The following is a 20,745-nucleotide window of genomic DNA, read 5'->3' on the forward strand; positions in this document are numbered from 1 at the left end:
GTTCTTGCCGCAGGCGCTGGTTTTCCGCCGTTCACCTGCTGGTCCTTTTCCATCGTCGCCTTGACGGTTCCGGCCCGCGCGCGGGGGCGGGAACTCTGCCCCCGCGCACTTCCCGAGCCTTACAGAATGGACATTTCCGGCAAGGGGTTCTGTCCAAGGTGCTGCGCGCCATTCGCCGCGGATTCGCGGACCGCGGCGAAGCCGTACTCGCGCATTTCCGCTTCGTATTTCCCGATCGCGTCCGGTTGGCCGCTGTGCAACGCGGCCGCGAGCGCGGCACCGTCGCGCATCGCGGTGTTCGCCCCGGCCCCGGCGGCCGGGCTCATCGCGTGGATCGCGTCGCCGACCAGGCTGATCCGCGACGGCTCCCACGGCCCGATCGGCACGCTGGTTCGGATCGAGACGAGGAATACCGTTTCCGGAACCCAGCTTTCGACGATCCGGCGCACCTTCGGATGCCAGTCCCCGACCCGGTCGAGCACGAGCTTCCGCATCTCGTCGCCGGACAGAGCGCGGAGTTCGTCGTCGGTCTGCCCGAAGATTTCCGTGCGCGCACCGAAAGCGCAGGTCATGTACGGCTCGTCGGGGCTGAGCCGGACATCGGGCGCGAGCCGCGCGCACGCGTCGGCGATCGGCTCCGGATAGTCGACCGGCGCGACCCCGATCATCGCTTTCCCCGGCCCGGAAATAATGTTGAACACGGAGAACATGGCCGGATCGAACAGTTCCCGGTTCGCCGCGGTGAGCGGGATCTTCCCGTACAGCTGGCGCAATCCGGTATCGACCACCTGCGCCTGCGGAAGGTATTGGCGGCGCACCGGCGAATTCACCCCGTCCGCGCCGACGAGCACCGCGCCGCGCGCCTGCGTCCCGTCCGCGAAGTGCGCGATCACGCCGTCGTCGCACTCCTCGTAGCGCACGAACTCTTTGCCGAAGTGGACGTTGTCCAGGCCCGCGAACAGAATCTCCCGGAGGGTGAACCGGTTGACGTTCCGCTGGACCTCACCGTCGTCCAGCACGAACTCGATGCGCGGCGTCAGCTGGCTGTCGTAGATCGTGGTGACGTTGCGCGGCTGCCCCGAGGTGGCCAGGAACAGCTCGTGCAGGTGCGGCCGGAGCACCTCCCGCAGAGCCTGGTCGCCACGGGAATCGATGTGCAGCCGATAGCCCTGCCGGCGCGCGTCCAGCGCCGCATCGCGTTCGTAGACCTCGCACGGGATCCCGGCCTTGCGCAGCCCCTGTGCGAGGCACAGCCCGCCGAGCCCGGCCCCGATCACGAGCACAGTGTTGTCAGCGTTATCCGCCATCAGCTAGGTCCCTTCCGTACCAACGTTCTGGTTCGAGAGGGACGCACTGGGCTGGCCCGCCTAAGCCGGGCACTCGGAAACAGAGCGAATCAGTCGTCCAGCCTAACCCATACCGGACAATGGTCTTTCGCGCGTCCTGTTCCCTTTTCACGTTAGCGCAGCCGCGGACTCGGTCGCCACCGGATTAACGCAGCTTTGCCCCTTTCCGCCACACCGCGTGGGTCAACGGGACCCCGGGCCGGTAAGCGAGATGCGTGGTGGACGGCGCGTCGAGCACGTGCACATCCGCCCGCGCCCCCGGCCGCAGATACCCGACGTCCTCGCGACGGAGCGCCCGCGCCCCGCCGGCGGTCGCCGACCACACCGCCTCGTCCACCGTCATCCGCATCTGCAGCACGGCTGTCGTCACGCAGAACGCCATCGACGTGGTGTACGAACTGCCCGGATTCGCGTTGCTCGCCAACGCGACTGTCGCGCCAGCGTCGAGCAGCCGCCGCGCCGGAGCCAAAGACTGCCGCGTCGACAGGTCACACGCGGGCAACACCGTCGCGACCGTGTTGGAGGACGCGAGCGCCTCAACATCGGCATCGCTCAGGTACGTGCAATGGTCGACACTCGCCGCGTCCAGTTCCACCGCCAACCGCACGCCGGGACCCTCGCCGAGCTGATTGCCGTGCACCCGCAGCCCAAGCCCGCGTTCCGCCGCCGCCTTGAGCACCCGCGCCGACTGCGCCTCATCGAACGCACCGGTCTCGCAGAACACATCGGCCCACCGCACGTGCGGCGCGACCGCGTCCAGCATCTCGCCGCAGACCAGGTCCACATAGGACTCCGCGTCCGCACCCGGCGGCACGAGGTGCGCTCCGAGGAAGGTCACCTCGTCCGCGACCTCGCCAGCGATCCGCGCCGACCGAGCCTCATCGGCGACGGTGAGCCCGTACCCGGTCTTCGTCTCCAGGCAAGTGGTGCCCTGCGCAGCCGCTTCCTCGACATGTCGACGCAGATTCGCCGCCAGTTGCTCATCCGAAGCCGCCCGCGTGGCGTCGACGGTGACCGCGATTCCGCCTGCCGCGTAAGCCTGTCCGGCCATCCGTGCTTCGAACTCGGCGGTGCGGTCGCCCGCGAACACGAGGTGGGTGTGGCTGTCCACCCACCCGGGCAGCACCGCGCGGCCCTCGACGTCCACCCGCTCGTCGGCGTCCGGCGCCTGCGCGGCCGGACCGGCCCACGCGACGGTCTCGCCGTCGAGCACCAGCGCGGCGTCGCGGAGCTTGCCCAGCTCCGGGTCGTTCGTGGTGAGCTCGCCGATTCCGGTGATCAGAACTGCCACAGCGCCTCGATCTCCTTGGCCAGTAAGGTTTCCGGTCGTTCGATCAGCACGTGCGCACCGTCGCGCACCACTTCCCGCCCGGCCACCACCACGGTACGGACGTCCGCGGCCGCCGCGGCGAACAGCACGCCGGACGGTTCGATCCCGGCTGTGCGCACCGTGTCCGTCGCGACCGTGACCAGGTCCGCGCCAGCACCAGCCGCGATCGTGCCGGTCTCCGGCCAGCCCGCGGAGACATGTTCGGTCCCGGCGGCAAGCAGCTCTTCCGCGGTGAACCGGCCGCGTTCCTCGCTGGCGAGCCGGTCGTCCAGCTCCAGCGCCCGGGTCTCCTCGAACGCGTCGACCACCGCGTTGCTGTCGCTGCCGATACTGAGCCGCACGCCCGCGTCGAGCAGGCTTCGCGCTGGTCCGATGCCGTCGCCGAGGTCCCGTTCGGTGGTCGGGCAGAAGCACGCGCCGCTTCGGGATTCGCCCAGCCACTTGATGTCCTGCTCGGTCAGGTGCGTCGCGTGCACCGCGGTGAGCCGTTCGCCGAGCACGCCGTAATCCCAGAGCAACCCGGTCGGCGTCCAGCGATACGCGGCCTCGCACTGCTCGTTCTCCGCCCGCTGTTCGGACAGGTGGATGTGCAGCGGCCGGTCCTCCGGCACCGCGTTGTCCACCTTCGGCAGCTCGTACTCCGGCACCGCCCGCACCGAGTGGATCGCTCCACCGACGCGGAACAGGTCGTCTTCCTTCAACAGCGCAACGCGTTCTGCCCAGTTTTCGGCGGAACCGTCCGAAAACCGCTGCTGCACCTCGTCCGGCGGCACGCCGATGCCACCGGCGAGGTAGCAGGTGTCGAGCAGCGTCAGCCGAATCCCGGCCTCCCGCGCGGCCTGCCGCAACGCGTCGCCCATCGCGTTCGGCGACGCGTACGGTTTGCCGCCCGGTCCGTGGTGCAGGTAGTGGAATTCGGCGACGCTCGTGTACCCCGCCAGCACCATCTCCGCGTAGACGCCGCGAGCGAGCCGGTAGTACGAATCCGGATCGAGCCGGGCGGCGAGCGAGTACATCCGCTCCCGCCACGTCCAGAACGTGCCCCGCTCGTGGTGCGTCCGGCCCCGCAACGCGCGGTGGAACGCGTGCGAGTGCCCGTTGGCGAACCCGGGCAGCGTCAGTCCGTTGAGGATAGACCCGGTTTTCTCCGCGTCAGCGGTCACCGAAACGATCCGGCCGTCGGCGATCTCGATCCGGACCGCTTCCGCGACCCCGTCGGGCAGCCAGGCCCGTTCGCACCAGTACGTGGTCATCTCGCCAGCCGCTCCAGCACCTCGGCGAGCGCCTGAGCGCCGGCCTCGACGTCGTCCGCCTCCGCGAATTCCTCCGGCGCGTGGCTGATCCCGGTCGGATTCCGGACGTACAGCATCCCGGACGGCACGAATCCCGCCAGGATCGCCGCGTCGTGCCCGGCACCGGTGGGCAGCTCGGGCGGATTGCCCAGCCACTCCCCCAGCGACCGCCGCAACGCCTCGTCGAACACCACGTCGTCGGAGTACGACTCGCGCGCGACTGTCAGCTCGCACCCCTCTTCCTTGGCAGCCGCCTTCGCCGCCTGGGTGATCTCCTCGACCAGCTCCGGCGTCGAAGTGCCCGGCACCCGCGCGTCCAGCCACAGGTCCACAGTGGACGCGATCACGTTGGTCCCGCCCGGCGTGGGCACCAGCCGTCCCACGGTCGCCCGCGCGTCCGGCATTTTCCGCGCCAACCGCCGCACCGCCACCACAGTTTCGGCGGCGGGCAGCATTGGGTCCACCCGATCCGCGAGCAGCGTCGCACCGGCGTGATTGCCCTGGCCGACAAAGGAGAACCGCCACCGGCCGTGCGCGATCACCGTGTTGCCGACCGCCACCGGCGAACCGACGTCGATCAGCCCCCGGCCCTGTTCGACGTGCAGTTCGACGAACTGGCCGATCAGCCCGAGCCGGTCCGGATCCGCGCCAACGCGGTCCACGTCCAGCCCGGACTTCGCCGCGGCCTCGGCGAACGTGATGCCGGCCGGATCCCGCAACGCCCGCGCCCGGTCCGCGTCGATCGTCCCGGTCAGCAGCCGCGAACCGAGACACGGTACGCCGAAACGTCCACCCTCCTCCTCGGCGAACACGACCACCGCGAACGGCTTGACCGGACGGAACCCCTTGGCCCGCAACGCTTCCACGGCCGCCAGCGCACTCACCACGCCGAGCGGCCCGTCGAACGCGCCACCGCCCGGCACCGAGTCCAGATGGCTGCCGGTGACGACCGCGTCCGCGCCGGGAGCACCCCACCACGCCCACAGGTTGCCGTTGCAGTCCGTCTCAACGTCGAGGCCCACCTGCTGCGCGCGCTCGACGAACCACGTGCGCAGGTCGTGTTCCGGCGCGTCGAACGCGTGCCGCGAGTAACCGCCGCGCCGGGTGTCGCGCCCGACGTCGGCGATCTCGCCGAGCAGCCCGGATGCGGTCACGCCTGCTCCCGCATCGGCACTCGCACCCCGCGCTCGTCGGCGACCTCGGCCGCGCGGTCGTACCCGGCGTCGACGTGCCGGATGACGCCCATGCCCGGGTCGTTCGTGAGCACCCGCTCCAGCTTCTGCGCGGCCAGCGCCGTGCCGTCCGCGACGCTCACCTGCCCGGCGTGGATGGACCGGCCCATGCCGACCCCGCCGCCGTGGTGGATGGACACCCAGCTCGCCCCGGACGAGGTGTTGACGAGTGCGTTGAGCAGCGGCCAGTCGGCGATCGCGTCGGAACCGTCGGCCATGCCCTCGGTCTCGCGGTACGGCGAGGCCACGCTGCCCGAGTCGAGGTGGTCGCGGCCGATCACGACCGGGGCCTTCAGCTCGCCGCTGGCCACCATCTCGTTGAAGCGCAGGCCGGCCAGGTGCCGCTCGCCGTAGCCGAGCCAGCAGATCCGGGCGGGCAGGCCCTGGAACGCGACGCGCTCGCCGGCCATCTTGATCCAGCGGGCCAGCGATTCGTTCTCCGGGAACAGCTCGAGCATCGCGCGGTCGGTCGCGGCGATGTCCTCCGGATCGCCGGACAGCGCGGCCCAGCGGAACGGCCCGTTGCCCTCGCAGAACAGCGGCCGGATGTAGGCGGGCACGAAGCCGGGGAAGTCGAACGCACGCTCGCAGCCGCCGAGCTTCGCCTCGCCGCGCAGGGAGTTGCCGTAGTCGAACACCTCGGCGCCGCGGTCGAGGAAGCCGAGCATCGCGTCGACGTGGTCGGCCATCGATTCGCGCGCCCGGTCGGTGAACTCGTCCGGCTTCTTCGCCGCGTAGTCCTGCCAGTCGTCCACGCTGATGCCCTTGGGCAGGTAGGACAGCGGATCGTGCGCGGAGGTCTGGTCGGTGACGATGTCCACCTCGACGTCACGGCGCAGCAGCTCCGGCAGCACCTCGGCGGCGTTGCCGACCACGCCGACCGACAACGGCCGCCGCTCCTTCTTCGCCGCGGTGACCCGCCGGATCGCGTCGTCCAAGTCGTCGGCCACCTCGTCGAGGTAGCGGTGCTCGACGCGACGGTGCGCGCGCTGGGCGTCGACCTCGATGCACAACGCCACGCCGTCGTTCATCGTGACCGCCAGCGGCTGCGCGCCGCCCATGCCGCCGAGCCCGGCGGTGACAGTGAGTGTGCCGCGCAGCGTGCCGCCGAACCGCTTCTTCGCCACCGCGGCGAACGTCTCGTAGGTGCCCTGCAGAATGCCTTGCGTGCCAATGTAAATCCACGAACCAGCGGTCATCTGGCCGTACATGGTGAGGCCCTGCTGCTCGAGCCGGCGAAACTCCGGCCACGTCGCCCAGTCGCCCACCAGGTTCGAGTTCGCGATCAGCACCCTCGGCGCCCATTCGTGCGTGCGGAACACGCCGACCGGTTTGCCGGACTGGACCAGCAGCGTTTCGTCCTGCTCCAGCGCGGTCAGCTCACGGGTGATCGCGTCGAAGCTCGCCCAGTTGCGGGCGGCGCGGCCGGTGCCGCCGTAGACCACCAGGTCCTCGGGCCGCTCGGCCACCTCCGGGTCGAGGTTGTTGTGGAACATCCGCAGCGCGGCCTCGGTCTGCCAGTTCTTCGCGGTCAGCGAAGTGCCGCGGGCGGCGCGGACGGTACGGGCGGTGCTAGTCATGCTCAGGCCTCCAGTTCGGCCGCGGCCAGGACAGCGCCCGACCGCACGAGTTCTTCGGCGGCCGCGATCTCGGGCGCCAGGTGCCGGTCGGGGCCGGGGCCCTCGACCTTGGTGCGCAGCAGGTCCCGGACGCGTCCGGTGACCGGCGAGGGCTGAAGCGGCGCGCGGAAGTCGAGCGCGCGGGCCGCGGTGAGCAGTTCGACGGCGAGCACGGTGGTCAGGCCGTCGACCGCCTTGCGCAGCTTGCGCGCGGCCGACCAGCCCATGGACACGTGGTCCTCCTGCATCGCGCTGCTCGGGATCGAGTCGACTGAGGCGGGCACCGCGAGCCGCTTCAGCTCGCTGACCACGGCGGCCTGCGTGTACTGCGCGATCATGTGCCCGGAGTCCACCCCGGGGTCGTGCGCGAGGAACGGCGGCAGCCCGTGCGACCGCGCCTGGTCGAGCATCCGGTCGGTGCGGCGTTCGGCGATGCTCGCCACGTCCGCCACCGGCACCGCGAGGAAGTCGAGTACGTACGCGACCGGCGCGCCGTGGAAGTTGCCGTTCGACTCCACCCGGCCGTCGGCCAGCACCACCGGATTGTCCACCGCGGACTGCAGTTCCCGGTCCGCGACCAGTTCCGCGTGCGCGAGCGTGTCCCGCGCGGCGCCGTGCACCTGCGGCGCGCACCGCAGCGAGTACGCGTCCTGCACGCGGTTGCAGTCCGGACCGCGGTGGCTTTCCACGATCTTCGACCCCTGCAGCGCCGCGAACATCCGCGCCGCGCTGGTCGCCTGCCCGGGATGCGGACGCAGCGCCTGCAGATCGGCGGCGAACGCGCGGTCGGTGCCGAGCAGCGCCTCGACGCTCATCGCCGCGGTGATGTCCGCGACGTCCAGCAGCCGGTGCAGATCGGCGGCGGCGAGCAGCAGCATGCCGAGCATGCCGTCGGTGCCGTTGGTGAGCGCGAGGCCCTCCTTCTCGGCCAGCACGATCGGCGTGATCCCGGCCGCCCGCAACGCGTCCGCAGCGGGCTTCCGCGCACCGGCGTGGAACACCTCGCCCTCGCCCATCAACGCGAGCGCGACCGCGGCCAGCGGCGCGAGGTCGCCGGAGCAGCCGAGCGAGCCGTACTCGTGCACGACCGGCGTGATGTCCGCGTTGAGCAGCGCCGCAAGCGTTTGCGCCGTCTGCGGGCGAACCCCGGTGTAGCCGCTGGCCAGCGTGCGCAGGCGGAGCAGCATCAAGGCGCGCACCACTTCCGGCTCCACCGCGGGCCCGGCGCCCGCGGCGTGCGAGCGGATCAGGCTGCGCTGGAGCGCGGTGCGGCTCTCGACGGGGATATGGCGCGTGGCGAGCGCGCCGAACCCGGTCGAGACCCCGTAGGTCGGCGACGTGGCGTCGGCGAGGTCTTCGATGTGCTGGCGGGTGGCGGCGAGGTTCTTCTCGACCGTCTCGGCGAGCCCGACGTGCGCGTGCCCACGGACGATGTCGACGACCTGCGCCGCGGTCATCGGCTTCGAGCTCAGGAGGACTGGTTCCGGCATGCCGCCATTGCACCCTCCGGCGGGCCGGCGCGACAGAGCGGAGTTCGCGGTAGTGTCTGGTATCCAAGACAACACGTGGCGAGAGCCTCGACCACCGGCGCGAAGGGACCCCTCATACTCCGTTCGGGCAGTGCGAGGGGTCCCCTCGCGCGCCATCCGGAGGAGACCGAGGAGTCCCCAGTGAGCAGTTCCGACGTTCCGGCCCTGCGCAACGGGCTCTCCGTGCTGCGCCTGCTCGCCGGCCACGCCGGCCCGGTCTCGGCCGCGGCCATCGCCCGCGACCTGGACTTGCCTCGGTCGACGACGTATCACCTGCTCAACGAGCTGACCTCGGCCGGTTTCGTCACCCATCTGCCCGCCGAGCGCCGCTACGGCCTCGGCATCGCCGCCTTCGAACTCGGCTCGGCCTACCTGCGCCACGACCCGCTGGAGCGGCTGGCCGGACCGCTGCTGCGCAAACTGGTCGACCGCGTCGGCCACACCGCGCATCTCGGCGTCCTGCACGGCAACGAATCGCTGTATCTGATCAAGGAGCGCCCCACCCGCCCGGAAACCCTGGTCACCGACGTCGGCGTCCGGCTGCCCGCGCACCTGACCGCCTCCGGCCGCGCGATGCTGCAGCACCTGCCCGCCGCGCACGTCCGCGCCTTGTTCCCGGCCGCCGCGTCGTTCGTCCTGCGCACCCCTCGCGGACCCAATTCGCTGGCCGCGCTGCGCCGCACCCTGGCGGCCGAGCGCCGCCTGGGCTGGTCGGTGGAAGACGGGCACGTGACAGCGGGCTTCGCGTCGGTCGCCGCCCCGGTGTTCGACCACGGCGCCCGCCCGATGGCCGCGATCAGCGTGACACTGCGCCACCTCTGCCCAGAGGACGGTCCGTGCGAAGAGACTTTTCCCGAGCTAGCCGAAGCCGTCGCCGCGACAGCCGCCACGCTCACGACGCACATCGGCGGCACCCGCCCGGCATGACAACCTCACGGCAATTCCCCCAGAAATAAAACGGCCATCCCCAGAACGTCCGCCCGGACCAGCATACCTTAACCGAAAAGCGCAACCGCGCAACCACTTCTTTCCAGCCACGACAAAACCGACACAACGACACTTCCGCGTCACCACGCGAGGTCCCCCACTTGTCGCAATACCCGCATTGAGCGCCTCCAACGGACGATTGACAGTCACTATCCGCTCAGGTATAGCTCTAATAGGGTTAAAGCGAAACTCAAAACATCAGGGGGCTTGAGTGGATTCGCTTCAGCACGTTTCCGCTTGTTCGCTTACCGGCCACCGGTAGGCCATCTTCACTGATCCGGGCATCGCGGGGGCGGCGCCCGGATCGGCATTGCTCTGCCAGCTTCAGCATTTCCCCACAGCGATTCGCGCTATTCGAGTCGCTGCGATGACCCTTGCCCGCATTCGGACGAGGGCGGCAACCGGCCTTGTGCTGCCGAACAGCACCGCATAGGAGCATTTCACCGATGAAACCGAACTGGGCCTTCAGCCTGGGCGAACTGTTCGATCACCGAAGCAGTTCCGGCAAGCCCATGACGTTCCACCTGTCCCGGCCGCTGGACCTCGACCGGGACGGCCGTTCGACGCTCGACCTGCCCGCGCTGGCGGCCCTGGTCCGCGATTCCGCGGGCATCTTGAGCAAAGCGGGCGTGAAACCCGGCGACCGGGTGGTCGTGTACAAAGCGAATCATTTCGACTGCATTCTGCTGGCGTCCGCGATCGCCCGGATCGGCGCGGTCGCGGTGATGCTGTCCGGCCTGCTGGGAAAGGAAGCCGCACAAAGCCTGATCCGCCGAGTAGAACCGGCGGCGGTCGTCACCGACGCCGAACGCATCGAACGCGCGGAAATCACGCCCGCGGTGTTCCCCGGTCTCGAAGGCAAGATCTTCAGCCTCAACGGCGACTCCCCGCACGCACAGACCTACGCGGACCTCAAAGCGGAACCGCACCTGCGTCCCGTACCCCGCCGCGACGACGAACTCCTGATGCTCACCCACACCTCCGGCACCACCGGCATCCCCAAGCTGATCATCTTCCCGCCGGCCACCATTCAGAAACAAATGGCCAGGCTGGAATGCCGCCATTTCCCGCCCCTGACATTCCGCCGCAACGACGTAGTGGCCATGTTCACGCCTTACGTGCACGCCCGGGCTTTCACCTGGATCTATTCGGTGCTGACCCTCTCGCCGGCCACCGTGCTGGCCATGGACGACAGCTCCCCGGAAGTGGTCGACCGGGTTTTTCGCCAGTACCGGCCGACTTTCATGGAAGCGCTGCCCATCGACTACGCGGCGATGGCCCCGCTGATCCGCACCGGCGCGAACAATCCGTTCGCGAACATCCGCCTGTTCGCCGGAAACTTCGACGCGATCCGCTGGCCGGTCATCCGCCGTTTCCTGAACGCGTCCCGGCACCCGTTCCCGCTCTGGCGCGACGGCTACGGCCAATCGGAAACCGGCGGCATGGGCATGACCGTGCTCTCGCGCCGCGCCGCGAACCGCCCGCGCGACCACAAACCCGGCCCGCGCGTCGTAGGCCGCCCGATGCCCGGTTTCGTCACTCTCAAGATCGTCGATCCCACCACCTTCGAACCGGTCGAACGCGGCCGCCCCGGCCTCGTCCTCGCCAAAACAAAGGCCCGCTGCGCCGGTTACTACGGCGAACCCGAACGCTGGAAAGAAAAACTGGTGGGCGACTGGTGGAACACCGGCGACATCGGCATCCTCACCCCGACCGGAGCCCTCAAGATCGTGGACCGCGAGGTGAATTACGCGTCCGGAATCGGCTACCTGGAATTCGAAGACACTCTCGTAGACCGCCTGCCGGAAGGTTCGGACGTGGCCATTCTCCCCCGGGAGAACGACGTTCCCCTCCCCATTGTCGCCACCCGGGACGGACGATTGGACGAAACCGACTGGTCCCGAGCCCGCACCGGCCTCCCCGAACTGGCCGACCCCGTAGTCATCACCGCTTCGGACATGCCGAGAACGGCGACCGGGAAAATCGTCCGGGAGGAACTGCGCCGCACCTACCTGGACACCGTGGCCACCCCCGGCACGGGACGCTGGACATGATCAGCAACGGTTTCCGCGTGGAGCCCTTGACCACGTCCTGCCGCGAAGTATGGGAATCCCGCCGCCACGCGGTTTTCGGCGTCAGCCCAGGCAACAGCTACTTCAACGTCGACCGCCTGCGCTCCACTTTGGACTGGCTGCAAACGGAATTCAAGCAAATCGACGTCATCATTCCCGACAGCGCGCTGAAACACACCTTCACCGCCCTTGGCTACGACGAGTCCAAGGCCGCGAAGAAGGCCAGGTCGGAAACCAACGTCCTGCGCAACCGGGTACTCCGAGCCTGGACCGACCTAGGCGGCCCCCGACCGGCCGACAGCCTGCACCGCATGTCCGAACTATCGGCAGACCCCGTCTACGCCGAGGTCCTGGCACACTGCGCGACCCTCACCGCGGACGACCCGGCCCTCGCGTCGGCCAGCACAGAAATGACCAAAGAAGTCCTGGCCGCCAAAGGCCTCACCGCCGAGGCCGCTCCGGACCAAATCGCCGAAGCGAAGAAATACCTCATCGCCGAACTGCCGTTCTTCGTCTCCTCTTGCAGAATCTTCGACGTAGACGCCTCCCTGAATTTCTACCACCAGCCACTCCCCCTGGCGAACGTCATTTTCTCGGACACTTCAGCCTTGAAACCAGACCCCGGCCAGGGCTACGCCACAATCCGCCCGGCCTGAGCACGGAGACACTCGATGACGGAATCCGTCGACCAGTACGACCAGGTAGCCACCGCCTTCGCCGACGTCGAAGCGGTAATCAGCTTCGTCCGGGAAAACCTGGAATGGCCCTCGTTCAAAGACCTCCTAGGCGACCTGCGCGGCCGGCGAGTACTGGACGTAGGCTGCGGGGAAGGCAGTTTTACCCGCCGAATCAAGCAATTAGGCGCCGCACAAGTGGTGGGCACCGACCTGTCGCCCGGCATGATCGCCCTGGCGCGGCAAGCGGAAGCGCGAAACCCGCAAGGCATCGCCTACGAAGTCCAAGACCTGGCTTCCATGCCGCACCAAGGCGAGTTCGACGTGGTAACGGCCATTCACGTCCTGCATTACGCGGACACGCGGGAAACCATGCAAACCATGGCGAAAACCATGCACGCCAACCTGAAACCGGGCGGCAGACTGGTGGTCCTGAGCGCGAATGCCGACTCCAGCGAAGAATCCGAAACCGCGGCCGGCTTCCGCACCTACCGCCCGGAAAACCCGCGCGAAGGCGACAAGTTCAAGGTAGCTGTCCGCACCACGCCGCCCACGGAAATCGAAGTACACCACTGGCCCACGACGACGATCGTGGACGTCCTGCACACCGCAGGCTTCACGAACGTCGATTGGTCCCTGGTCAAGCCGTCCGACAGCGTCGCCCCGGCCGACCGGGAACGAGCCGCGCGCTGTGCGAAAAATCCGACGAGTTTGACGATTACCGCAACAAAGCCGTAGCAAGCACACCACAGGCCAGGCCGGAGGGGACCCATGACCAGTCAGGTCACCCTCCGGCCCGACCTCCAGCTGCGGAGAGGGATTCGCACCCGCCAAAGAGGCTGCCAGCGTGCAGTGAAGCCGACGAACGCCTGGCGGCCGCCACGATACACAGCCACGAAGACTCTTACAGGTGAAAGCAGCCCTGGTTGACAACCTCCTCGTGATGCCCTACTCGCCCTCGCCGACCATCGGCACAGCGCCGCCCATGCCCGGCACCTGAGCCAAACCCGGTGAGAGAACCCTTTCTGTCGCGACGGCACACTTTGCCCTCGGCAACTGGGAGTGCCCCCTTGATTACCGGGTTATGCTGCCGGTGTAACACAAAGGCCGAGCACGCCTATTTAGGTGTGAATGAAAGACCGGCGAGGGGTGGGCAACAGATGACGATGGCTGGATGGACCGCGAGCGTCCCCACCGACGAGAGCTTCGAGCTTCCCCCGGACCCTCGAACAATGGAAGCCATCGGCCATAATCACTCGTTCGAGACAGCCCTCGCCGATCTGGTCGACAACTCCATCGACGCCGAAGCCACCCATGTCCTCATTCGCTTCGTTCGAGACAGCGGGCGACTGCGGTCTCTTTACGTCGTCGACAATGGGCGAGGGATCACGCCGGACCGCATCAACGACGCGATGACTGTCGGCGGTCGCCGGACTTACGACGCCGCTGACCTCGGATGGTTCGGACTGGGGCTCAAAGCAGCCTCGTTCAGTCAGGCTCGCCAGCTGACCCTGCTCTCCAAGGCGAAGGACTCGCCCGCGGTCGGGCGCCGCTGGAGTCTTAACAACGCCAGGTCACGCTTCCTTTGCGACATCGTCCCCGGTTACTTCGCGGCGACCGAACTCGGCCAAGACCGAGGGCTTCCCGACACCGGGAGCGGCACCATCGTCCGGTGGGACGAGGTCGGCGGCTTCCCCGCCACTGACAAACCCGAGCAGGTCGAACAGTTCATCTCGCGGAAGATCTCGCTCATCGCCGACCACCTCGGCCTCGTGTTCCACCGCATTCTCGAGAACGCCCGCGTCGTCATCGAAATCGACGTGCGGGACGTCGGGTTCGACGCCACCTCGAGGATCCGCGTCGAGCCGCTCAACCCGTTCGACTACCACCGCACAGGCGCCACGGACTACCCCAAGGACCTCGTCGCGACGGCAGGCGACCACTCGTTGACCTTCCGCTGCCACATCTGGCCGCCGCGGTCGACCGCGCGCCAGTTCAAACTCGGCGGGCGACCAGCGGACCACCAGGGCATGTACTTCTACCGTCGGAACCGTCTCTTGCAGCCCGGCGGCTGGGAAGGCGTACATGTCGAGCACCCCAAACTTCAGCTGGCCAGGGTAGAGGTCGAGATCGACAGCGATGTCGAGTCGCTCCTCCGGATGAACCCCGAGAAGTCGCGGGTCCAGGTCCGTCCAGAGTTCGGCATGGCGTGCGCGTCGGCCCGGGCCGAGGACGGGACCACCTTCGACGACTACTTCGCCGTAGCCGAGAGGGTCTACCAGGAGGGCAACAAACGTCGCCGTGTACGGAAACCGATGATCCGGCCAGGCCGGGGCTTCACGCCCGGCCTCCGCGACACGATCGAATCGGAGATCGAGGCCCTCGAGTCGGATCCGATCGACCTCCGCTGGCGCGACTTCGACGACGACCAGCTTTTCGACATCGACCGTGACGAGCAAACGATCTGGCTCAACAAGCGCTACCGCAAGATGCTGCTCGGCGACCGCCACGCGGGCTTGAACGACCTGCCGCTCATCAAGACCATGCTCTACCTCCTCATGGAGGACGTGTTCCAGGGCGAATACCTCGGTCCTCGCGACAAGGACAACATTGAGCTCTGGAAGTCGGTGCTGACCACCGCTGTACGGGCGGAGCGCCGATGACCGCCCTGCCCGAGCGGCACCTGTCCCCCGCTCATCTCGATCAGGTCCTCAAAGCCGGCGTCCCCTATCTCAAGCCCATCGAGGGCGATCCAGCCGCTTGGCTGTTCGCGACCCCGGCGGAAGGTCACCTGGGTCTACGCGTTCACAGTCCTGGCATGACCGAAGCGCCCGCGACCGGCCTTCAGCATGTCGTGAGCCGTCTCACCCACCAAGAGATCGGTCGCTGTTTCGAGGTCGTGGTGACGGTCCCCGACCTCTTCCGCACGGCTTACCCGCTGTTATGTTCGATCGCCGACCACGTGCAGTGCGACGGGATGCGCCCGACCGACGCGTTGCGCCGCGCACTGCGTGACTTCGCGAGCCTGCTCAAAAACGAGCAGGGGTTCCCTCGCGAGCGCGAGATCGGACTTTTCGGCGAGCTGCTCAGTCTGAAAGGGCTCATCCAGTCGGAGGGCGTGGCTGTCGCGCTGGCCGGGTGGCGCGGTCCGTCTGGCGAGGAACACGACTTCGGCCTGCCGGACGACGACGTGGAAGTCAAAACGACCAGCAGCGAGCGCCGCACCCACTGGATAGAATCGCTGAGCCAGCTCGTGCCCACGGGCGACCGACCGCTGTGGCTGGTGTCCCACCAGCTCACACAGGCCGGGGCCGGTGCCGGTTGGCGTCTGGGCGGCCTGATCGACCAGATACGCGCCGCGGTCGGGGCGGGTACCGACCGAGACGGCCTGGAAGCCGGTCTAGCTGACTGGGGGTGGAACGACGAGCTGGCCGCTCGGTGCGAAACCCGCTGGACACGGCGGGTCCCCTCGACCGTCTACGCCGTCGACGCGCGGTTCCCGACACTCACCCCGCAGGTGCTGGAACACGCTGGCGTCACGCTCAACCGGCTCGTGGAGGTACGCTATCGCGTCGACCTCACCGGACTCGCGCCCGTGCCCACGCCCACCACGTCCCTGTCGGCCGCGCTAGGCCCCGAGGAGAAGTGACGATGTCCGAGACCCTGGCGAATTCCTATCTGGCCGCGCTGCTGTCGATGGACCAAAGCGGTCCCCGCGAGCTGGGACGCCTCGCCCGGTTCCATGCCGAGGATCTCGGAGACCCGGCCGAGATCTCCGACTCCGCCTTGCGTGCCTACCTCGAAACGTCGTCCCCGTCTGACGACCAGTTGCGCAACAACCTCCACGTCTACCTCGCCAAGTGGGACAACGCTCGGATCGGGGACGGCGAGTGGACAGCGGGCACGCCGGCCAACTCGAAGCAGCGCCGCGCGGCGATCATCGACAAACTCGGGGTGGACGCCGAGACCGCGCGGCTGTTCCAGGCCATGTTCCCCGTACACGGGGGCGACGGCACCGTGGTGATCGCTAAAGAGTGGGATCCCTGGTACGACAAGGAGCTCGTGGAGAAGCGCAGCTTCTACTGGAGTCACTACGCGGATCATCTGCGCGCCAGCGGCCGTTGGGACGCGAACGCGATAGCCAGCCTGGACAACGCCACCCGGCATGTGGTGGAACGGCTCAGCGAACCGACCCGTGTCGAGCCGTACCAGGCCAAGGGACTGGTCGTCGGCTACGTGCAGAGCGGCAAGACGGCGAACTTCACCGGGGTCATCGCCAAAGCGATCGACGCCGGATACCGGTTGATCATCGTGCTGACCGGCACGACCAACATGCTGCGCGAGCAGACCCAGCGACGGGTAGACATGGAACTGGTCGGTCACGAGAACATCCTGCGCGGTGTGGACCTCGACAGCGCGGAAGCACTCTCGTCGGTCGATTACCAGGACGACGCAGATTGGCTCAGTGGCAGGTTCGTCAAGCACGGATGTCGTCCAGTGGACGTCGGCAAACCCGACATCCACCGGATGACCACCCGTCGGTTCGACTTCCAGAGCCTGCGGCAGGGAATCGCGGCACTCGACTTCGAGCAACGGGACCGGTCGAAGCCGCTCAACCACGTCGACAACCTGCTCGCCACCGATGCTCGGTTGATGATCGTCAAGAAGAACAAGGACGTTCTGGGCAAGTTGGTAAAGGACCTCAAGCGAATCACCGCGCGGCTGCACCAGATCCCCGCTCTGATCATCGACGACGAGTCAGATCAAGCGTCGGTCAACACCACCAACCCCAGGCAACGACGGCAGGACAAGGCGAAGCGCACCGCGATCAACGGGCTGATCTCCGATTTGCTGGGCATGCTCCCCAGGGGACAGTACGTCGGTTACACGGCCACGCCGTTCGCCAACGTGTTCATCGATCCTGGCGACGCACAGGACATCTTCCCCAAGGACTTCCTGATTTCTTTGGAGCGCCCTCCCGGCTACATGGGTGCGGACGACTTCAACGACCTCGACTCCGACGTACCCTCGGAGGAGCAGACCTTCGAGAACTCCAACGAGAAAGCGCATGTGCGGCTCGTCGAAGACCCTGATGACGACCGATACCTCCGCGAGGCGATTGATTTCTTCGTGCTCAGCGGCGCGATGAAGCTGTACCGGCAAGCACACGGCAGCGACAGCTTCAAGCACCACACGATGCTGGTTCACGAGGCCATGGGCACCGATACCCATCGGCAGACCGCGGAGAACATCAAGACAATCTGGGGCCAGGCCGGGTACTTCTCGCCGACCAGCCACTCCCGGCTCCGTTCGTTGTTCGAGGCTGACCTGCTCCCCGTGGCCAAAGCCAGGGCCGGGAACGCCGCTGTCCCCGGCTCTTTCGAAGACCTCGTCCCGTATCTCGGCGAGGTCGCCCGCAAAGCGAGCCCGAACGGCAACCCGGTGCTCGTGGTCAACAGCGACAAGGACATCGAACAGGACGAGGTGAACTTCGACCACCACGGCGTGTGGCGGATCCTGGTCGGTGGCAATAAACTCGCCCGCGGTTTCACCGTCGAGGGCCTGACCGTCTCGTACTACGTCCGGGCCGCGCAGAACGCCGACTCACTGATGCAGATGGGTCGCTGGTTCGGTTTCCGCAAGGGCTACCAGGACCTGGTCCGGTTGTTCATCACCGAACGACTGCGAGACGCCTTCGCGTCGATCTGCCTGGACGAGCGTAGTTTTCGCGAGGAATTGGCGGCCTACGCCGACACCGACGAGAACGGAAGGCCGATCTGCACCCCGGCCGAAGTGCCTCCGTTGGTGAGCAGCCGCGGGCTACGGCCGACGGCCGCGTCGAAGATGTACAACGCGGTTCTGGTCGAGCGACGGACCGGCAGCAAGGAACCGAGCTCGGGTTACCCCGCCCTGAGCGAGAAGGCGGCACTGGAAAACAACATCGACGCCTGCGTGCCTTTGATCGCCGCGGCGTCGGTGGAGGAGACCCTCACGGGAGACAAGGGCTCGTCGTTCAACGCCTTCGTCGGGACCGTGACCCAGGCCGAGATGGTTACCGCGCTCAGCAAACTCGTCTGGGCGAACCCGATGACTTTCAAGCCCGACCTGGCGTGGATCAGCGGTTTAGGGCCGGAGACGATCACGGATTGGCGGGTCGTGTTGCCGCAACAGAAAAAGGGGAGGCAAGCGATCCTCCGGGGCCAACGCGTGCTGAGCCTGCACGGGCGCGCCGTCGACGACAACAACCGCCTTCGCGGCAACTCGACGAGCGTGCACCGCACGGCGCTCGACGCCATGAAGGTCGGCCCAACGACGGGCAAGATGCTGCTTTACCCGATCGTCGCCAAGGGCAAGAGCGGGGAGGAGCCGCCAGGTGTCGTCGAACACGACCCAGACGGTGTCGTGATGGCGATTGTTCTGCGACTTCCGAGCAGCGCCACCAGGAAGAACATCGGAGCGCTGCAGTGGCGGACGGTGGACACCAGCAAGCCCTCCTACGCGCTTGTCGATGAGCACTGAGCACCAGCGAGACATGACAACCCTGACAAACGACCGCGTCACCACGATCGCTCATGTTGATGCGTGGCTCCCAGAGGACGGTGCGCTAGGCTCCGCCAGTACCTCAGCACACAGTGGAGACGTGATGGCAGACCGAACCTCGGTGGAGCTGTTCGCCGGGGGTGGCGGACTGGCCATGGCCGTGGACAGAGCGGGTTTCCGACCGCTCTTGCTCAACGAGTTCGCCCCGCACGCGTGCGCCACGTTGGAGGCGAACGACGTGAAGCCCCGCGGCGACGAAGAGATCATCCCGGAGCCGGGTCAGCCGTGGCCCCTGGTAGCCGGGGACGTGCAGGACCTGAAGATGCAGTACCTGCAGGGCAAAGTGGACGTATTGGCCGGGGGACCCCCCTGCCAGCCGTTCAGCTTGGGTGGCGTCGCGAAGGGCGACGAGGATCGCCGGAACATGTTCCCCGAACTCTTCCGCGCTGTCCGCGAGATTCAGCCGAAGGCTGTGATCTGCGAGAACGTCCGGGGCTTGTTGCGGCCGTCGTTCAAACCGTACTTCGAATACATTCTGCGAGAACTGAGCCTCCCCTTCTTGGAGCGGGACCCCGCTACGCACTGGGAGACCCACGACGCGGCACTCCGCGCGACAAGGCTCTCCGCGGTCGACCCGACCAAGCGATACGACGTCATCATGACCCCGGTGAACGCGGCGGACTACGGCGTCCCACAGATTCGTAATCGGGTGATCATCGTCGCGTTCCGCGCGGATCTCGGGATCGATCCGGACCGGTTCCGGGAACTAGTCCGACCGAGGCACTCGGAAGCCGCTCTGTTGCGATCGATCCGGGACGGACAGTACTGGGAACGGCACACCGACGTCCCCAAGCACGTCCGTTCCCGTGTCGAAGCCAGCTTGCCGCGGGTGATCCCCGACGACGATCTCCTGCCGTGGCGCACACTCCGCGACGCCCTCCAGGGGTTAGGCGACGAAGGCCCCTTGCCTAAGGTCCCGTGGAATCAGCTTGACCGGAAGGAACGTTACGCGGGCGGGTTCAGAGACCACATCGGCTGGCCGGACGCGCGGATCTACCCCGGGCACACGCCAAACGTGATGGACCGCCCCGCCAAGACGGTCAAGGCGGGGGTGCACGGCGTCCCTGGCGGCGAATCCGTACTGCTCACCGATGACCGGGTGAAGGATCCCAGCGACCCAAGCGGCTATCGCTACCGCCACCGTTACATGACCGTGCGCGAGACCGCACGGGTGATGACGTTCCCTGACAAATGGAAGCTCAGCGGACCCCGCGGGGAGAAGATGCGGCAGCTGGGCAACGCGGTCCCCGTTCTTCTCGGGCAAGTGTTCACCGAAGCTGTCGCCAAATGCCTGGAAGAGGTTGAGCCAACCAAGTGACCGCGGCGGGCCGGGCATGGAAGGCGCCGAAGGGACGCTCGGCCGCCGAGACCACTGCCGAACAGGACCGCGCGGCAGGCGGCAGGCATCGCCGCATGGTCAGTCTCGGCGGGGACCGCTACGCCAGAGCTTCGGTCGAGTTGCTCCCAGACCGAGCAGGAACGTCGGTGTCGGCGCGTCTGCGCTGGCTCGACGGTAGCCGGAAACACACCCGGGATCTGGGAGTGGTGTCCCACCAGACCCGGGCCCGCAATCTCGCCGAGGGGTGGCGCAGGGCGAGGGAAGCCGGGCTCGTCACGCCGGCGCGGATGCCGGACGGGTCATGGGCGTCCTCTCCCGGGGTTCGCGCGTCGATGAAAGGCAATCGGGGCCGTGACACAGCACCCGAGCTGGCCTTGCGCTCTCTGCTGCACCGGCGTGGGCTGCGTTATCGAGTCTCCGTCCGCCCGCTCAAAAAGTCACGACGCACCACGGACATCGTCTTTCCCCGCGCCAAAGTGGCGGTCTTCGTGGACGGCTGCTTCTGGCACGGCTGCCCGGAACATCACCGTCCTTCCTCCGTGAACTCTGCGTTTTGGAGGGAAAAGATCGAGGGGAATCGCAGGCGTGACGCCGAGACCACTGCGATGCTGGAGGCCGAGGGCTGGACCGTGATCAGGGCATGGGAACACGACGACCCAGCGACGACTGCTGAGCAGGTAGAAGCGGCAGTGCGCGCCGCGATGCCCGGAACCGGCCATTAGGGA

Annotated in this window: 15 protein-coding genes; 9 read left to right on the top strand and 6 right to left on the bottom strand. The window is 67.5% G+C overall.

Features of this window, described 5'->3' with window-relative positions; all coding sequences use genetic code 11:
- Positions 1 to 119 precede the first annotated feature (119 nt).
- The 6 genes from F9C11_RS00500 to hutH all read right to left on the bottom strand — a co-directional run bounded on the left by F9C11_RS00500 (position 120) and on the right by hutH (position 8,309).
- Positions 120 to 1,307, bottom strand: a complete 1,188-nt coding sequence (locus F9C11_RS00500; protein WP_409182992.1) for an FAD-dependent oxidoreductase — start codon at positions 1,305 to 1,307, stop codon at positions 120 to 122.
- A gap of 184 nt (positions 1,308 to 1,491) precedes the next feature.
- Positions 1,492 to 2,637 (bottom strand): imidazolonepropionase, encoded by a 1,146-nt coding sequence (gene hutI / locus F9C11_RS00505; protein ID WP_409182993.1) that lies wholly within the window; start codon positions 2,635 to 2,637, stop codon positions 1,492 to 1,494.
- Positions 2,625 to 3,929 carry a formimidoylglutamate deiminase gene (locus tag F9C11_RS00510; RefSeq protein WP_409182994.1) on the bottom strand — a complete coding sequence of 435 codons (1,305 nt, stop codon included), beginning with the start codon at positions 3,927 to 3,929 and terminating at the stop codon, positions 2,625 to 2,627. Before F9C11_RS00510 ends, hutI begins: the two co-directional genes overlap by 13 nt.
- The gene (locus tag F9C11_RS00515; RefSeq protein ID WP_409182995.1) at positions 3,926 to 5,122 is read right to left on the bottom strand and encodes an allantoate amidohydrolase; all 1,197 of its coding nucleotides are present in this window, start codon (positions 5,120 to 5,122) and stop codon (positions 3,926 to 3,928) included. The genes F9C11_RS00510 and F9C11_RS00515 overlap by 4 nt, the downstream gene beginning before the upstream one ends.
- Positions 5,119 to 6,780 (bottom strand): urocanate hydratase, encoded by a 1,662-nt coding sequence (gene hutU, locus F9C11_RS00520; protein WP_409182996.1) that lies wholly within the window; start codon positions 6,778 to 6,780, stop codon positions 5,119 to 5,121. Before hutU ends, F9C11_RS00515 begins: the two co-directional genes overlap by 4 nt.
- 2 nt (positions 6,781 to 6,782) lie before the next feature.
- Positions 6,783 to 8,309 carry a histidine ammonia-lyase gene (gene hutH, locus F9C11_RS00525; RefSeq protein ID WP_409182997.1) on the bottom strand — a complete coding sequence of 509 codons (1,527 nt, stop codon included), beginning with the start codon at positions 8,307 to 8,309 and terminating at the stop codon, positions 6,783 to 6,785.
- Between the two features lie 180 nt (positions 8,310 to 8,489).
- On the opposite strand from hutH, the gene F9C11_RS00530 reads away from it, so the two are divergent.
- From F9C11_RS00530 to F9C11_RS00570, 9 genes are all read left to right on the top strand, one after another.
- A complete protein-coding gene (locus F9C11_RS00530) occupies positions 8,490 to 9,275 on the top strand; it encodes an IclR family transcriptional regulator (RefSeq protein WP_409182998.1) in 786 nt (261 codons plus the stop codon).
- A 434-nt stretch (positions 9,276 to 9,709) separates the two neighbouring features.
- Complete coding sequence (locus F9C11_RS00535) at positions 9,710 to 11,389, top strand: class I adenylate-forming enzyme family protein (RefSeq protein WP_409182999.1); 1,680 nt, start codon at positions 9,710 to 9,712, stop codon at positions 11,387 to 11,389.
- Positions 11,386 to 12,063, top strand: a complete 678-nt coding sequence (locus tag F9C11_RS00540) for a tRNA-dependent cyclodipeptide synthase (protein ID WP_409183000.1) — start codon at positions 11,386 to 11,388, stop codon at positions 12,061 to 12,063. The genes F9C11_RS00535 and F9C11_RS00540 overlap by 4 nt, the downstream gene beginning before the upstream one ends.
- Positions 12,064 to 12,078: 15 nt before the next feature.
- Positions 12,079 to 12,819 carry a class I SAM-dependent methyltransferase gene (locus tag F9C11_RS00545; protein WP_409183001.1) on the top strand — a complete coding sequence of 247 codons (741 nt, stop codon included), beginning with the start codon at positions 12,079 to 12,081 and terminating at the stop codon, positions 12,817 to 12,819.
- A 494-nt stretch (positions 12,820 to 13,313) separates the two neighbouring features.
- On the top strand, positions 13,314 to 14,744 hold the full coding sequence (locus tag F9C11_RS00550; protein ID WP_409183002.1) for an ATP-binding protein: 1,431 nt from the start codon (positions 13,314 to 13,316) through the stop codon (positions 14,742 to 14,744).
- On the top strand, positions 14,741 to 15,730 hold the full coding sequence (locus F9C11_RS00555) for a PD-(D/E)XK motif protein (protein ID WP_409183003.1): 990 nt from the start codon (positions 14,741 to 14,743) through the stop codon (positions 15,728 to 15,730). Before F9C11_RS00550 ends, F9C11_RS00555 begins: the two co-directional genes overlap by 4 nt.
- A gap of 137 nt (positions 15,731 to 15,867) precedes the next feature.
- Entirely contained in the window at positions 15,868 to 18,600 is a 2,733-nt protein-coding gene (locus F9C11_RS00560) for a Z1 domain-containing protein (protein WP_409183004.1), read from the top strand.
- Positions 18,590 to 19,999, top strand: coding sequence for a DNA cytosine methyltransferase (locus F9C11_RS00565; protein ID WP_409183005.1), 1,410 nt, complete (start codon positions 18,590 to 18,592; stop codon positions 19,997 to 19,999). The genes F9C11_RS00560 and F9C11_RS00565 overlap by 11 nt, the downstream gene beginning before the upstream one ends.
- Positions 19,996 to 20,742, top strand: coding sequence for a very short patch repair endonuclease (locus F9C11_RS00570; protein ID WP_409183006.1), 747 nt, complete (start codon positions 19,996 to 19,998; stop codon positions 20,740 to 20,742). Before F9C11_RS00565 ends, F9C11_RS00570 begins: the two co-directional genes overlap by 4 nt.
- Positions 20,743 to 20,745 lie beyond the last annotated feature (3 nt).

The organism is Amycolatopsis sp. VS8301801F10 (assembly GCF_046195355.1).
Taxonomy (GTDB): Bacteria; Actinomycetota; Actinomycetes; order Mycobacteriales; family Pseudonocardiaceae; genus Amycolatopsis.